12 protein-coding genes are annotated in these 14,497 nt (G+C 72.4%); 8 read left to right on the forward strand and 4 right to left on the reverse strand.

Annotated features, from left to right (window positions below; translation table 11 throughout):
* Nucleotides 1–8: 8 nt before the first annotated feature.
* Genes ACLIBK_RS17115 through tldD form a run of 3 tightly spaced genes read left to right on the forward strand, consistent with a single transcriptional unit; the run spans nucleotide 9 to nucleotide 4,950 of the window.
* The gene (locus ACLIBK_RS17115) at nucleotides 9–1,196 is read left to right on the forward strand and encodes a COX15/CtaA family protein (protein ID WP_415388497.1); all 1,188 of its coding nucleotides are present in this window, start codon (nucleotides 9–11) and stop codon (nucleotides 1,194–1,196) included.
* Nucleotides 1,193–3,514, forward strand: coding sequence for a PAS-domain containing protein (locus ACLIBK_RS17120; RefSeq protein WP_415388498.1), 2,322 nt, complete (start codon nucleotides 1,193–1,195; stop codon nucleotides 3,512–3,514). The genes ACLIBK_RS17115 and ACLIBK_RS17120 overlap by 4 nt, the downstream gene beginning before the upstream one ends.
* Nucleotides 3,511–4,950 carry a metalloprotease TldD gene (gene tldD / locus ACLIBK_RS17125; protein WP_415388499.1) on the forward strand — a complete coding sequence of 480 codons (1,440 nt, stop codon included), beginning with the start codon at nucleotides 3,511–3,513 and terminating at the stop codon, nucleotides 4,948–4,950. The genes ACLIBK_RS17120 and tldD overlap by 4 nt, the downstream gene beginning before the upstream one ends.
* Nucleotides 4,951–5,298: 348 nt before the next feature.
* Here tldD and ACLIBK_RS17130 read toward each other — a convergent pair whose 3' ends face one another.
* From ACLIBK_RS17130 to ACLIBK_RS17140, 3 genes are all read right to left on the reverse strand, one after another.
* Entirely contained in the window at nucleotides 5,299–6,471 is a 1,173-nt protein-coding gene (locus ACLIBK_RS17130) for an ABC transporter substrate-binding protein (RefSeq protein ID WP_415388500.1), read from the reverse strand.
* Nucleotides 6,472–6,727: 256 nt separating this feature from the next.
* Complete coding sequence (locus ACLIBK_RS17135; protein WP_415388501.1) at nucleotides 6,728–7,051, reverse strand: antibiotic biosynthesis monooxygenase family protein; 324 nt, start codon at nucleotides 7,049–7,051, stop codon at nucleotides 6,728–6,730.
* Nucleotides 7,052–7,075: 24 nt separating this feature from the next.
* Nucleotides 7,076–7,714, reverse strand: coding sequence for a hypothetical protein (locus ACLIBK_RS17140; RefSeq protein WP_415388502.1), 639 nt, complete (start codon nucleotides 7,712–7,714; stop codon nucleotides 7,076–7,078).
* A gap of 36 nt (nucleotides 7,715–7,750) precedes the next feature.
* Between ACLIBK_RS17140 and ACLIBK_RS17145 the strand changes: the two genes are divergently transcribed.
* The 3 genes from ACLIBK_RS17145 (at nucleotide 7,751) to ACLIBK_RS17155 (ending at nucleotide 11,005) form a co-directional block, all read left to right on the forward strand.
* Complete coding sequence (locus ACLIBK_RS17145; protein ID WP_415388503.1) at nucleotides 7,751–8,581, forward strand: aldo/keto reductase; 831 nt, start codon at nucleotides 7,751–7,753, stop codon at nucleotides 8,579–8,581.
* Between the two features lie 518 nt (nucleotides 8,582–9,099).
* The gene (locus tag ACLIBK_RS17150; RefSeq protein WP_415388504.1) at nucleotides 9,100–9,402 is read left to right on the forward strand and encodes a hypothetical protein; all 303 of its coding nucleotides are present in this window, start codon (nucleotides 9,100–9,102) and stop codon (nucleotides 9,400–9,402) included.
* Complete coding sequence (locus ACLIBK_RS17155; RefSeq protein WP_415388505.1) at nucleotides 9,377–11,005, forward strand: hypothetical protein; 1,629 nt, start codon at nucleotides 9,377–9,379, stop codon at nucleotides 11,003–11,005. The genes ACLIBK_RS17150 and ACLIBK_RS17155 overlap by 26 nt, the downstream gene beginning before the upstream one ends.
* A gap of 34 nt (nucleotides 11,006–11,039) precedes the next feature.
* Here ACLIBK_RS17155 and ACLIBK_RS17160 read toward each other — a convergent pair whose 3' ends face one another.
* A complete protein-coding gene (locus tag ACLIBK_RS17160; RefSeq protein ID WP_415388506.1) occupies nucleotides 11,040–12,338 on the reverse strand; it encodes an MFS transporter in 1,299 nt (432 codons plus the stop codon).
* Nucleotides 12,339–12,809: 471 nt separating this feature from the next.
* Here ACLIBK_RS17160 and ACLIBK_RS17165 point away from each other — a divergent pair, with 471 nt between their 5' ends.
* Both ACLIBK_RS17165 and ACLIBK_RS17170 read left to right on the forward strand, forming a co-directional pair.
* Nucleotides 12,810–13,673: a HesA/MoeB/ThiF family protein gene (locus tag ACLIBK_RS17165; protein WP_415388507.1), complete on the forward strand. Its 864-nt coding sequence runs from the start codon at nucleotides 12,810–12,812 to the stop codon at nucleotides 13,671–13,673.
* Entirely contained in the window at nucleotides 13,670–14,056 is a 387-nt protein-coding gene (locus ACLIBK_RS17170; RefSeq protein ID WP_415388508.1) for a DsrE family protein, read from the forward strand. The genes ACLIBK_RS17165 and ACLIBK_RS17170 overlap by 4 nt, the downstream gene beginning before the upstream one ends.
* Nucleotides 14,057–14,497 lie beyond the last annotated feature (441 nt).

Consider the following 14,497-nt stretch of genomic DNA (forward strand, 5'->3'; position numbering starts at 1 on the left):
GCGCCTATATGAGCGTTGCCATGCCCTTCGACGCCCGCACCCTGCCGCCCGACGCCACCGCCGTCCCCGAGCGCGGCCGCCGCGCCGTGGCGCGCTGGCTGCTGCTGGTGGCCGCCATGGTCTGGGTGATGGTGGCGCTCGGCGGCGCCACGCGCCTGACCGGCTCGGGGCTGAGCATCATGGAATGGGCGCCCTTCCGCGGTGCCCTGCCGCCCTGGAGCGACGCCGAATGGCAGCGCCTCTACGACCTGTACCGCACCATCCCGCAATACCAGCTGGTGAATCGCGGCTTCGGGCTGGACGGCTTCAAGGGCATCTTCTGGCTGGAATGGAGCCACCGGCTCTGGGGCCGGCTGATCGGGCTGGTGTTCGCCGCCGGGCTGCTGTGGTTCTGGCTGCGTGGCCGCATCCCCGCGGGCTACAAGGGGCGGCTGGTGCTGCTGCTGGCGCTGGGCGGGCTGCAGGGGGCGGTGGGCTGGTTCATGGTGGCCTCGGGTTTCGCGGCCGACAGCACCGCCGTGGCGCCCTGGCGGCTGGTGATCCATCTCGGCCTGGCGCTGGTGCTGTTCGGCGTGCTGGTGTGGACCGCGCTGGACCTGCTGCACCCCCGGCCCGAAACCCCCGGCCACGCGGATGACCCTGCGGCCGGGGCGTCCGGCGCCGCGCGGCCGCTGCGCCGCTGGGCGCACGCCACGGCCGGGCTGCTGGGGCTGGCCATGCTGGCGGGGGGCTTCGTGGCGGGCACCAAGGCGGGGCTGGACTTCAACACCTTTCCGCTGATGGAAGGGCAGTTCGTGCCCCCCGGCTACGCCGCCCTGTCCCCCTGGTGGCGCAACGCGTTCGAGAACATCGCCGCGGTGCAGTTCCACCACCGCCTCCTCGCCACCCTGGCGCTGCTGGCCGCCAGCTGGACCGCCTGGCGCGGCTGGCACCTGCCCGAGGGCCGGGCGCGGCGCTGGGCGCTGCTGCTGGGGGCGGCGGCGGCGGCGCAATACGCGCTGGGCGTGGCCACCCTGCTGCTGGTGGTGCCGGCCTGGCTGGGCACGCTGCACCAGACTGTGGCGGTGGCGGTGCTGACGGCGGCGCTGGGCACGCTGCACGCGCTGCGCCGGCCGCGGCGCGCCACCGGGGGCGCGCGTGCCGGGCAGGGCGGCGACCCGGCCCTGCGGCCCGCTGCCGGGCCCGTGCCGCCGTGACCGCCGGGCCGGAGGGCGACGGTGCAGCGGCGGCCCCGCGGCCGGCGGCGCTGCCCTGGGGCGCGGTGATCCTCGACACGGAATTCCGCCTGCGCGCGATCAGCCAGGACTGGCTGGAACAGGTCGGGCTGGGGGGCGAGCCGCTGCTGCCCGGCACCCCTGGGCCGGAGGTGATCCTGGCCCTGGCCCGGCGCGGCCTTTACGGCCCCGGCGACCCCGCGGCCCGGGCGGCGGAGGTGGCGGCGCTGGACCGCAGCGTGCCGATCCGCCGCATCACCCGCACCGCCGGCGGCCGCTGGCTGCAGCTGCTGTCCGCCCCCCTGCCGGATGGCGGCTACGCCACCTTCGGCCTGGACCTGTCCGACATCCCCGGCATCGAGGCCAGGGCCCAGGACTGGCAGCGGGCGCTGCGGGCCGAGGACCTGCTGCACGGGCTGCGGACCGGCGTCGCCCTGTTCGGCCCCGGCGACACCCTGCGCTCGTTCAACCCGGCCTATGCCGCCCTGATCGGCGCCCCGCCGGAACGGCTGCGGCCGGGGATGCGCTTCAGCGACATCGCCGCCCTGCTGGCGGAGGTGGGCGAGTTCGACAACCTGCCCGGGCGGCAGCTGCCGATGCGGCTGCTGGACCATGTCGGCGACCGGCCCCTCATCACCAACACGCGGCAGCGCCCCAACGGCCAGGTGATCCGCATCACCCTGCAGCCGCACGGCAATGGCTGGATCCGGGAGGTGGACGACGTCACCGCCCTGCGCCGGGCCGAGGCCGAGGCGCAGCGCCGCGCCGCCCTGCTCGACGCCGTGCTGGCCGCCATGCCGCACGGGGTTTGCGTGGTGGGGCCGGACGGCCGCATCTCCATGGTGAACGCCGCCTATCTCGGCTTCTTTCCCAACGACCCGATCGCCGCGGGCGAACGCGCCGCCGACGTGGTGAACCGCCGGGTCGCCAGCGGCGAATACACCCCCGAATACGGCGCCCGGATGCACGGCATCGCCCAGGCGATGCACCGGGAAGGCATCATCGAGCGCACCCGCGAGCGCCCGGACGGCACGGTGCTCAACATCCGCGACGCGCTGCTGCCCGATGGCGGTCGCATCGCCGTGCTGACCGACATCACCGCCCGCCACCGGGCCGAGGCCGAGGCCCGCCGCCGCACCGAGATCCTGCAGGTGATGCTGGACAACATGCGCCACGGCATCTGCCTGATCGACGCCGAAGGGCGGCTGGTCTCCGCCAATGCCCTGGCCCTGCAGATGGCCGGGCTGGCACCCGAGGATGGCCGCCCCGGCCAGGACGTGGCGGAACTGCTGGCCCGGCAGATCGCCCGCGGGGAGCACGACATTCCCGAAGGCGGCCAGGACCGTGCCATGAGCGGCCTGCTGGAAAAGATGGCCTTCCGCCCCGGCCGCTACACCCGCTCCCGCCCCGACGGCACGGTGCTGGAGGTCAACACGGCGGCCGCCCCCAATGGCGGCTTCGTGCGCACCTTCACCGACGTCACCGAGGACCGCCGCGTGCGCGCCGAGCTGGAACAGGCCCTCGACGCCGCCGAGGCCGCCAATCGTGCCAAGTCGCGCTTCCTGGCCGCCATGACGCACGAGCTGCGCACGCCGCTCAACGCGGTGATCGGCTTTTCCGAGGCGCTGCTGGACACCCTGCCGCCCCCGCCACCGCCGCCCCGGCCCATCCCCGGCGCGCCGCCCGGCCTGCCCTCGGGCGGGGGCGGGTCGCACGATTTCGTCCGCGCCATCCTGGATGCCGGTCGCCACCTGCTGGGGCTGATCGAGGACGTGCTGGACGCGGCGCGGCTGGAAAGCGCCGCCCTGGCGCTGGTGCCCGGGCCGGTGGAGCTGGGCCCGCTGCTGGACAGCGCCGCCACCATGCTGTCCGACCTGGCGCGCAAGGGCGGGGTGACGCTGTTGATCGCCCCGCTGCCCGAGTTGCCCGTGCTGCACGCCGACGAGCGGCGGCTGCGACAGCTGCTGCTGAACCTGCTGGACAACGCGGTGAAGTTCACCCCCGCCGCCGGCCGGGTGGAAATCTCCGCCGCCCGGCGCGACGATGGCGGGCTGGAAATCCGCATCGCCGACAGCGGCATCGGCATGTCGGCCGCCGAGATCGAGCACGCCTTCGAGGCCTTCACCCAGCTGGAGGCCGGCCATGCCCGGCGCTTCGGCGGCACGGGCCTGGGCCTCTTCGTGTCGCGCCGCCTGTGCGAGGCGATGGGGCTGGAGCTGGCTCTGGACAGCACCCCCGGCGGGGGCACCACGGCCCGCCTCATCCTTCCCCGAACCCTGCTGGACCCCGCCCCGCCATGAGCGCCTCCACCGACCCGCTGGCCGCCACCGAGCGGCTGTTCTTTCGCGACCTCGACCCCGAAACGGCCCGCCGGACCGTGCGCGACGCGCTGGCCGGGGCGGAGGATGGCGAGCTGTTCCTGGAATACCGGGAAAGCGAGAACCTGACCCTGGACGACGGCCGCATCCGCTCGGCCTCCTTCGACACCACCCGCGGCTTCGGATTGCGCGCCGTGCGCGGCGAGGCCGCGGCCTATGCCCATGCCGGCGAACTGGGCGAGGCGGCGCTGCGCCGCGCGGCCGAGGCCGTGCGCGCCCTGCCCGGCGAGGGCGCCGTTTCCGTCGCCGAGCCGCCGCGCGCCACCAACGCCCGGCTCTACGACGACGCCAACCCGCTGACGGCCATGGATTTCCCGGCCAAGACCGCGCTGCTGGCCGCCATCGACGCCCATGCCCGCGCCCGCGACCCGCGGGTGAAGCAGGTGGTGGCGACCCTGTCCGGCGAATGGCAGGCGATGCGCATCCTGCGCGCCGACGGGCGCGAGGTGGCCGACCTGCGCCCTCTGGTCCGCCTCAACGTGTCCGTGGTGGTGGAACAGGACGGCCGGCGCGAAACCGGCTCCTTCGGCACCGGCGGCCGCTTCACCTATGACCGCGTGGTGGGCGAGGCCAACTGGAAGGCCGCGGTGGAGGAAGCGCTGCGCCAGGCGGTGGTGAACCTCGACAGCCGCCCGGCCCCGGCCGGCGAGATGGAGGTGGTGCTGGGCCCGGGCTGGCCGGGCATCCTCCTCCACGAGGCGATTGGCCACGGGCTGGAAGGCGACTTCAACCGCAAGGGCACCTCCGCCTTTGCCGGGCTGCTCGGGCAGCGCATCGCCTCGCCGGGGGTGACGGTGGTGGATGACGGCACCATCCCCGACCGCCGCGGCTCCCTCACCGTGGACGACGAGGGCACGCCCTCGGGACGGACGGTGATGATCGAGGACGGCATCCTGACCGGCTTCATCCAGGACCGGCAGAACGCCCGGCTGATGGGCGTCCGCCCGACCGGCAACGGCCGCCGCCAGAGCTATGCCCATATCCCCATGCCGCGCATGACCAACACGGTGATGCTGGGCGGGCAGCACGCGCCGGAGGAGATCCTGCGCTCGGTGAAACGCGGCCTCTACGCGGTGAACTTCGGCGGCGGCCAAGTGGACATCACCTCCGGCAAGTTCGTCTTCTCCGCGTCCGAGGCCTACCTGATCGAGGACGGCCGCATCACCGCCCCGGTGAAGGGTGCCACGCTGATCGGCAACGGCGCCGACGCGCTGACCAAGGTGGCGATGGTCGGCAACGACTTCGGCATGGACCCGGGCATCGGCACCTGCGGCAAGGAAGGGCAGGGCGTCCCCGTCGGCGTCGGCCAGCCCACCCTCAAGCTCGCCGGGCTGACCGTGGGCGGCACGGCGGTCTGATACGGGCCACGCCGGACGGCTCCGGCCACCGGGGGTGTCGCGCGATCGGTTCCGGCGTGGCGCGGCTTGGTCCTGGGAGGGAGAAGGAATTCTCCCTCCCAGACCCTTCCTCATCTTCTTCCGGGATGCTGCCGCGGTCGGGGTGGAGACGTCGGGCGCTTCTGGCCCCAGAGAATATTCATCCTGTTATCGCGGGCTGACACCGCAGTCGCCGGAGGGCATGGCCCTCCGGCGCGAGCAACGTCGCCGCTCGACCGCGGCAGCACTCCCGGAAAAAGATGAGGGGGAGGGTCCGGGAGGGGGAGAATTCTTTCTCCCCCTCCCGGGACCACCGGCCTGCCGCGTGCCTTACGCCTTCGCCGGGTCGCGCACGTTGGGCAGCGTGTCGAACTCCACGTTGTACAACTCGCCGTTCCGGCGCTCGACACGGCGGATATAGACGTTCTGGATGATGTCGCGCGTCTTGGGGTCGATGGAGATCGGGCCGCGCGGACTTTCCCAGGCCATGCCCTTCATCGCTTCCACCAGCGCCGCACCCTCGGCATCGGGGCCGGCGGCTTCCAGCGCGCGGCAGATCAGCGCGGCGCCGTCATAGCCGTGCACCGCCATGTAGTTCGGCCGCGCCGGCCCGATCGTTTCACGATAGGCGGCGAGGAAGCGGCGGTTGGCGTCGCTGTCATGCACCACGGAATAATGGTGCGAGGTGACCACGCCCAGCGCCGGGTCGCCCATGCCCGGCAGGATGTCGTCCTCCGTCACGTCGCCCAGCGCGATCATCTTGATGCCCGAGCGGTCCAGCCCGCGTTCCGCGAACTGCTTCATCACGGCAGCCCCCGCACCGGCGGGCACGAACACGAACATCGCGTCCGGCGACAGGTCGCGCACGCGCTGCAGGAAGGGTGCGAAATCCGGGTTGGCCAGGGGCACGCGCAGCGCGTCCACCACCTGCCCGCCCTTCTCGGTGAAGCGGCGCTTGAACCAGGTTTCCGCGTCCTGGCCGGGGCCGTAATCCGACACCAGCGTGACCACGCGGCGGATGCCGTTGTTGGCCGCCCATTCCGCCATCGGCGCGGTGGTCTGCGGCACCACCTGCGCGATGCGCACGATGAAGGGTGACTGTTCCGTGATGGAGGAGGTGGCCGCCGCCATCACCACCATCGGCAGCTTCGCGCGGGTGGCGATCGGCACCGTGGCCAGCGCCAGCGGCGTCAGGCCGAAGCCCGCCAGCATCCGCACCTTGTCGTTCACCGCCAGTTCCTGCGCCAGGCGGCGCGACGCGTCGGCGACGTTGCCGTCGTCGCGCAGCAGGAACTCCACCGGCCGGCCGGCAACCGTGTTGTTGCGCTCGCGCATGTGGACGCGGATGCCGTTCTCGATCTGCCGCCCCGTGGACTGGAAGGCGCCGGTCATCGGCAGGATCAGCCCGATGCGGATCGGGTCCGCCGCCCGTGCCAGCCGCGGCGCGGCGAGCACCGCCGCTCCGGCCGCCGCGCCCAGCTTCAGGGCATCCCGTCTGCTCACCACCATTCGCGTCTCCCCCTGCGTGGCATTCGCCACGCCGTTCCATCGTGCCGCCAACCTGCCACGAGGCCGGCACCCGAGGCCAGCGGCGCCGCGCCCGGCCGTGTGGCCGGCTCCGTCGAGATGGTCTGGCCGGGCCTCCCCGGCGGAGGACACCGGGAGGCGGCGCCTCCTGGCCCTGGCCGGATCAGCTGGCCCGAACCCCCGCCACCTGGCCCGGCATGGATCGGGCGCTGTCCGGAGGCAGCGCGGGTGGTCAGCCGGGCTCGGCGGTGATGCTCTGGACCGGTTCGAAGCCCTCGAACTGCGGGTGGCCGGCGTAGAGCGGCTTGTTGCCGCCGGCATTGCGGTGCGCGGCGCGAAAAGCTTCCGAGCGCGTCCAGTTCTCGAAATCCGCCCTGCTGCGCCACACCGTGTGCGAGGCGTAGAGCACGTGGTCTTCGGCCGCGGGGCCGCGCAGCAGGTGGAACTCCACGAAGCCCGGCACCTCGCGCAGTTTCGAGTCCCGGGACGTCCAGACTTCCTCGAAATCGGCCTCCGCGCCGGGCAGGACCTTGAAGCGGTTCATGGCGAGGAACATGGGGTGCTCGGCCTCCGGGGGTGACTACTCGCTGAAGAAGCGCAGCAGCCGGGCGATCAGTTCCCGCAATTCGAAGCCGCCCGGTGCGGGGGGCGCGGCCATGCTGCCAGCGGGCGCCCGGGCCCGGGCGCGGGCCAGGGCCTCGGCGGTGCGCGACAGCCGCAGCTCCGCGGGCTCGGCGCGTTCCTGCCCGTCCGGCAGCAGCCCCACCACCCGCACCAGCACGCGGTCCGCGCCGGGCAGCTCGGCGGCGGCCCGGGCGGCGTCCTTGGCGCGTGGGGCGCAGATCACGGAGCGGCCTTCCAGCCCGCAGGGCATCTCGAACAGCCGGTTGGGCGGGAAGCGCAGCTGCGCCGTGCCGGTGAAGGCCAGCAGCCCGCGGCCCAGCCCGTCCAGCGTCAGGTTGCGCGCGGTCACCACCGGTACCAGGGCGCCGTCCCGCTCCATCACCTCCAGCGCCAGGGCGGCCTGGCCGGCGGAGGCGGGCTCCACCGGCTCGCGGTGCAGCAGGCGGCATTCCGAGCGGTCGGTCATGCGGTCGCTGGAACAGCTGAGCAACCAGGGGCCGAACTCCTCCGTTCCTCCGGAGGTGCCCCGCGGCGGCGTTTGCGCCAGCGCCGGACCGGCGGCGAGCAGCAGGCAGACGAGAACGGGAGCACGCATGGCACGCCGATGTAGAGCCGCCGGGCGGGATACGCCATGCGAAAGGTGATGCTGCCCGACGGCACCACCGTGCCGGCCCTGGGCCAGGGCACCTGGAAGATGGGCGAGCGCGGTGCCGACCGGCGCGCCGAGGCCGCGGCGCTGCGGCTGGGCCTCGACCTCGGGCTGTCGTTGATCGACACCGCCGAGATGTACGCCGAGGGCGGCGCCGAGGAGGTGGTGGCCGAGGCCATCCGCGGCCGCCGCGACGAGGTGTTCCTGGTCAGCAAGGTTTACCCGCAGAACGCCTCCGCCGCCCGCATGGCGCGGGCCTGCGAGAACAGCCTGCGCCGCCTCCGGGTGGAAACGCTGGACCTGTACCTGCTGCACTGGCGCGGCGCCGTACCGCTGGCCGAAACGGTGGCCGCCTTCGAGCAGCTGCGCGAGAAGGGCCACATCCGCCGTTGGGGCGTCAGCAACCTGGACGTGGACGACCTGGAGGAGCTGGGCACCGCGATCGGGCACTGCGCCACGAACCAGGTGCTCTACAATCTGGAAGCGCGCGGGGCGGAGTTCGACCTGCTGCCCTTCTGTTCCCGCCACAGCATGCCGCTGATGGCCTATTCCCCCGTGGGACAGGGCGGGGCGCTGCTGCGCCACCCGGCGCTGCGGGCGGTTGCGTCGCGGCACGGATGCTCCGCGGCACGTGTGGCGCTGGCCTGGTGCCTGCGGCAGCCGGGGGTGATCGCCATCCCCAAATCCGCCAGCCCCGAGCACCTGCGCGACAACGCCGCCGCCGCGGAACTGCTGCTCACGCCGCAGGACCTGGCGGAACTGGACGCGGCCTTTCCGCCGCCCAAGCGCAAGCAGCCGCTGGCGATGCTGTAGGGCTGGCGTCGCGGCCCCCCTGGGGGCGACGGAAAGGCTGCGGCCGATGCTCCTCGGGGTGGGCCGTGCCCCAGGCCAGCCACGCGTTCGTGGGTACCATCCCGACACATGGCGCGTTTGCTTGCCTTCCTTCGACGCCGGTCCCGCTGTTGCCCCCTGGACCGGTAGGCTGGATCGCTCCTCCGAACATGGGGCCCGCGAACAGGTCGACCACCCTGCCGCAACTGCCCTCCCCCTGCTGCGGCCACAGGACGGGCAAACGCTCAGGGGCCTCGGACCGGCGCCGTCCTCTGTTCGCTGCCTGAAAGCTGTTCCCCTGGGACCCTGGGAGGGCGGTGGCCGCGGCCGAATGGCACCCGGCCGGGCAAGCCGTTTCCAGCAATCCGGGCTGCTCGTCGCCACGCTTCTTCCTAGAAAATGGTTAACGGTGATGCTACTGAGAGTTGAGCAGGGAGGACTTCATGCCCCGTTTCATAGTGAGAGCTGGACTGCATGGTGGTGTCTGGGATGCCGGGGTCGTGGTGACGCCCGAGGCTGCATGTGCGCAGGTGGACACCCGGCTGGGCCTGCCGCCGCAATCCTACATGCCTGGCGCGAACACAGGGAGCGATCAGGGCTTCGACGTTTTCGTCGTGCCTGCTTCCGTGGTGCCGGCTTTCGAGGACAGCATGGACGAAGCCGTGCTGCAGGCCGTCGAGCAGCTGACCCCAGTCGTTCGCCTCCTGCAGATCCCATATGGCTGGCCTGAAAGGGACCAAGCAGCCTGCCTTGCCGCTTCTCGGAACCTGGAAATGCATGATGCTGCTCTACTCGTCGCCTGAGCTTTATGCCGTTTTCCATCCCGGAGACTCGGATTTCCTGCTGATCACGTTCGGCTACAACGGGATGCGGGCGGATGACGCCAGTTTCTGGGGGCAGGGTCTCTGTAACAAGGCACGGATCAATGCCGTGGGGTTCGTGTCCCGCAGCAGCAACTGGTTCCCGCAGAAACATGTCGGCGCTGCCCTGGAGCAGGTACTGCCGCAGATCAAGCAATTCGGGCAGCGCATCACCTATGGTGGCTCCATGGGCGGTTGGGCAGCCCTGAAGTATTCCAAGTCCCTGGACGCCGATGCTGCGCTGGCCTTCTCCCCCCAGTTCTCGATCGATCCGAAGGTGGTCGGCGACTTCGAGAATAAATACACGGAGTTCTATGAACCCGGCCTGAACGATGACATGGCGCCCGACGGCGAGCGGGACGTGTGCGGACGGCCCTATGTGCTGGTTGATCCCACTCACGCGGGCGATGCGCGACATGTTTCCCTGATCAAACTTTCGGCCCCGCAAACAACCATTATTCCCATGCCCAGAACCGGCCACGCCGTCGCCGGGGTTTTTGCGAATACATCGAAGGCAACCCGTCTCATCTCGGCTGCACTGTCGGGAGACCTGGAGGTGCTGCGTCGGACGGCGAGTGCTGAACGCCGCGCTTCTTCCATCCGATCGACGCTGGTTTCACTTGCCGCCCTCGATCGGCATCCCGTCTGGGGGATGCGGCTTGGCCTGAAGCACGCCGGGACATTCGAGCCGCATGATTGGAACGGCTTCCAGAACCGCGTGATGCGCATCGCTGCGCAACAGGCTGGGGCTGTGTCCCCGGATGCGGCCTGCTCGCCTTTGGCTCAGGCCGCCACGGCGGTTCTGGCCATGAAAACAGCGGATGGCTATGGAACGCTCCGCGAGGCCGCCAGAGCGGCCGCAGCAGGTAGACTGGAAGATGCCATCCTCAAGGCCCAGGAGGTTTGTTGCGCCATGCCGCGCTTCGCGGAGGCGCCGATCCGGCTCTCCGTATGGCTGATGGAAGCCGGGCGCCTGGATGAGGCGGCTGAGGCCGCAAACCGCGCTGCGGATCTCGATCCGGATACGGCATCCAATCATCAGAGAGTGGCGGTGATCGAGGGGCGCCGAAGCAACTTCACGAAAGCTGCTGATGCAGCGCGGCGGGCCGTGTCCTGCGCTCCCAAGGACGTCAGGCTGCGCGATATGCTCGCAGGCTTGCTGCAGAAGGCGGGGCGGGACCGTGAGGCTTACGAGGAGGTCAGGAAGGCCGTCCTGATCGACCCGTCCTATCCCTTGGCGCAGTCCAGGCTTTCTCATCTGGCCAGCAGATTTGCGGACCATGAAGCTGCTCTGGCCGCTGCTGAACGCGTCGTTGCCCTGCGTGGCCCGACCGTGCCGGACCTGAAAACCCTGGCCATGCGGCGCCATTCCGCCGGAGACGTGCAGGGTGCCGCGGAGGCCATCACGCAGGCTCTATCCCTGATGCCGGATGAACGCGAAGCCGAACGCCTGCACGATCTTCACAGTCGGTTCAGCGTGGCGCGCAGAACAGCTGGATCGGAAAACCGCGCCGATCTGCGGCATTTCGCTCATGCCGTCGAATAGGACGTCCTCGGTAAAGGCGTGAGTTGGTCCTGCCTCATCGAGGCGGTTCCGAGGGCGTTCCTGTCCCGTCTCCTCGCCCACCGCGGAACTCGCCGGCAAAGAACACCAGCGCCGCCAGCACGATCACCGCCCCCAGCGCGCTCACCGCCCGCCAGCCGCCGGCGGTGAACACCGCCCCCACCAGGGCCGAGCCCACCGCGCCGCCCAGAAAGAAGCAGGCGGCGTGCAGCCCGTTCAGCCGGCTGCGGGTTTCCGGCCCCAGCGCGTAGATCGTGCGCTGCCCCAGCACCAGGCTGGCCTGCACGCCCAGGTCCAGCAGCAGCGCCGCCACCACCAGCGCCGGCAGTGAATCCGGCATTGCGAAGGCCAGCAGAAACGCCGCCAGCACCGCCAGCATCGCTGCGCCGGTGCCCGCGCGGGTGTGGCCGCGATCCGCCAGCCGCCCCGCCAGGGGGGCCGCCACCGCGCCTGACACCCCCGCCAGCGCGAACAGCGCGATGCCGCGCTGCGACAGGTGGAAGGGCTCGCCCGCCAGGTGCAGCGCCACCGCGGTCCAGAACAGCGAGAAGCCGCAGAACAGCGCCGCCTGGTAGGTGGCGCGCCGTTGCAGCACGGGGGTGTCGCGCAGCACCGGCCACAGCGAGCGCAGCAGCGCGCCATAGGCCATGCCGCCCTCCGGCTGGCGGCGCGGCAACTGTACCGCCAGCAGCACCGTCAGCCCCGCCGTGGCCGCGGCCGAGCCCACGAACACCGCCCGCCAGCCCAGCGTGTCCGCCACCAGGCTGGCCACCGGCCGCGCCAGCAGGATGCCCAGCAGCAGCCCGGCCATCACGTTGCCCACCACCCGCCCGCGCGAGGCCGCGGGCGTCAGGTGCGCCGCGATCGGCACCAGCATCTGCGCCACGGAGGAGCCCAGCCCGATCACCAGCGCCGCCAGCAGGAAGGGCAGGGCGGAGCTGCTGACCGCCGCCGCCAGCAGCGCCAGCACCACCGGGCACAGCGTCGCCACCACCAGCCGCCGGTTCTCCACCAGGTCGCCCAGCGGCACCAGCAGCAGCAGCCCGGCGGCGTAGCCCAGCTGCGTCAGCGTCACCAGCAGCGAGGACGCCACCGGTCCCAGCCCCACCGCCGGCCCGATCAGCGCGATCAGCGGCTGGCTGTAGTACAGGTTGGCCACCACCACGCCGCAGCCCACCGCCAGCAGCAGCACCGTGCCGCCGGCCGGCCCCTCCGCCGCGCCGTCCGCCCCCGCCTGCCGCATCCGCCGCCACTCCTCCACCGCGCCCGCCGTCTCGGCCCCCGGCCCGGCAGGGTCAACCGAGCCCTCGGCCATGGCAGGGCTGCGTTCCCGGGCCTGTGCGGCGGGCGGAGCGGGGCTGGGTCCTGGTGGATCGGTTGCGCCTGGATGTCCTGGCGTTGGCCAGGGGCGCTGCCCCTGGACCCCAGGGCAAAGGCGAAGCCTTTGTCCCGAGCCGGGGAGTTTAAACTCCCCGGACCCCACTTGAGTGCCTCCGGCGGGGGCGGGCCGGGATACGTTGTCCTTCGTGACCAACGTCGGCCAACCCGCCCCCGCCGGAGGCACTCATGAGGTCGAGGAGCCTAAGCTCCTCGCGGGGGCTCCAAGGGGGCAGAGCCCCCTTGGCCGCGGCCAGGACATCCAGGTGCAACCGATCCACCAGGACCCAGCACCGCCCGACCGCCGCGCGCTGCCGGAACCGGCGGCGCGCCGTTCGCCGGGCAGGGATGCGGAGCGGCCGCCGGGATGCCCTGGCCGCGGCCGGGCCAGCGCGCCATATGCGGCGGCATGTCGCTCGACTTTTCCGAAGCGGAACTGCACCGCTATTCCCGCCACATCCTGCTGGCCGAGGTCGGCGCCACCGGCCAGGGGAAGCTGCGGGACGCGCGGGTGCTGGTGGTGGGCGCCGGCGGGCTGGGGGCGCCACTGACGCTCTACCTGGCGGCGGCGGGGGTGGGCACGATCGGGCTGGTGGACCACGACACGCTGGAGCTGAGCAACCTCCAGCGCCAGGTCGTGCACGACACCACCCGCATCGGCCGCAACAAGGCCGAGAGCGCCGCCCAGACCCTGGCCGCGCTGAATCCGGAAGTGCGCGTCGAAGTGCATCCCTGCCGCCTGGATGCCGAAACCGCCGCGGCGATCATTCCTCGCTACGACCTGGTCTGCGACGGCACCGACAATTTCGACACCCGCTTCCTGCTGGGCGATGCCTGTCACCTGCTGCGGCGGCCGCTGGTGTCCGCCGCGGTGCTGCGCTTCGAGGGGCAGCTGTCCACCTTCAAGTCGTTCCTCGGCGCGCCGCATCCCTGCCACCGCTGTCTGCACCCGGAACCGCCGCCGCCAGGCCTCGTGCCCTCCTGCTCCGAGGCCGGGGTGCTGGGCGCGGTGACGGGGGTGATGGGCACGCTGCAGGCCACCGAGGTGTTGAAGGAGATCCTGGGCATCGGCACCGGCATGTCCGGCCGCCTGCTGCTGTGGGACGCGCTGGACACCCGCTTCCGCGACATCCGCCTGCGTCGCGACCCGGCCTGCGCCCTGTGCGGGGAGGCCGCCACCATCCGCGACCTGTCGGCGCACCGCGCCGGCGGCAGCGGCCTGGTTTGCGAAGCCACGGCGGCAACCAGCTTCGCCCCCGGCGAGGCGGCGTGAGCGGCCCGGCCCGGCCCTCGCTGGGCGTGCTGCTGAGCTCCGGCGGCCACGACAAGGCGCATTACGCCCTGGTGGTGGCCACCGCCGCCGCGGCGCTGGGACGCGACACCACCCTCTTCGCCACCAATGCCGGCTGCCGGCTGCTGCTGCGCGACGCGCCCCTGGCCGCCGATCCGCGGGAGGCCGTCCTGGCCGCGCGCGGCGTCGCCACCCTGGCCGAGCTGCTGGACGCCGCCCTGGCCCTGCCGGTGCGCCTGCTGGCCTGCGAGGCCGGCCTGCGGGCGGAGGACCTGTCCGGCCGGTCCCTGCTGCCGGACGCCGAGGTGGCGGGGGTCGCCACCTTCCTGGAGGCCGTGGGGGCAGGGCAGATCGTCTCGCTCTAGCCCCGCCGCACGTCCCGCGAGTGCCGGAACCTGATGCCGGCCTGCCGCATGGGGCCGGGCGCCGGGGGGCGCTTCCCCGCCGACACGGTTCGGGCGAAACCGCTCCGGGCGCCTTGACCGATGCGCCCGCTTGCGGCCCTCAATAGACCCGATCCGATGCGACTCCTGCACGCCCTTCCGGCCACCCTTCTCGTTCTCGCAATGCCTGCGCAACCGCGGGCCCAGGCTCCGGCTGCGCCCGCCGCCGGCACCCCGCCGGCCCCCAGCCCGTCGCAAAGCCTGCGCCTGCCCGGCCGTCCCGGCGCCGCGGAACCGGCGGGGAACCGCCCCGGTGCGGCCCCGGCCACCGGCAACCGTCCGGCCGCGGCCACGCCGGCCAACCGCCCGGCCCAGCGGCCCGGCGCCGCCGCCCCGGCCACCGGCGCCGCGGCGGGCAACGCG

The organism is Roseomonas sp. BN140053, assembly GCF_047690175.1.
In the GTDB taxonomy this organism is placed as follows: Bacteria; Pseudomonadota; Alphaproteobacteria; order Acetobacterales; family Acetobacteraceae; genus Roseomonas.

Bases quoted from the DNA above. Each gene is read 5' to 3' on its own strand.
- ACLIBK_RS17145 (WP_415388503.1), top strand. From the start codon at position 7,751: ATGCGAAAGGTGATGCTGCCCGACGGCACCACCGTGCCGGCCCTGGGC.
- ACLIBK_RS17160 (WP_415388506.1), bottom strand. From the start codon at position 12,338: ATGGCCGAGGGCTCGGTTGACCCTGCCGGGCCGGGGGCCGAGACGGCG.
- ACLIBK_RS17135 (WP_415388501.1), bottom strand. From the start codon at position 7,051: ATGTTCCTCGCCATGAACCGCTTCAAGGTCCTGCCCGGCGCGGAGGCC.
- ACLIBK_RS17165 (WP_415388507.1), top strand. From the start codon at position 12,810: ATGTCGCTCGACTTTTCCGAAGCGGAACTGCACCGCTATTCCCGCCAC.
- tldD (WP_415388499.1), top strand. From the start codon at position 3,511: ATGAGCGCCTCCACCGACCCGCTGGCCGCCACCGAGCGGCTGTTCTTT.
- ACLIBK_RS17140 (WP_415388502.1), bottom strand. From the start codon at position 7,714: ATGCGTGCTCCCGTTCTCGTCTGCCTGCTGCTCGCCGCCGGTCCGGCG.
- ACLIBK_RS17115 (WP_415388497.1), top strand. From the start codon at position 9: ATGAGCGTTGCCATGCCCTTCGACGCCCGCACCCTGCCGCCCGACGCC.
- ACLIBK_RS17155 (WP_415388505.1), top strand. From the start codon at position 9,377: ATGATGCTGCTCTACTCGTCGCCTGAGCTTTATGCCGTTTTCCATCCC.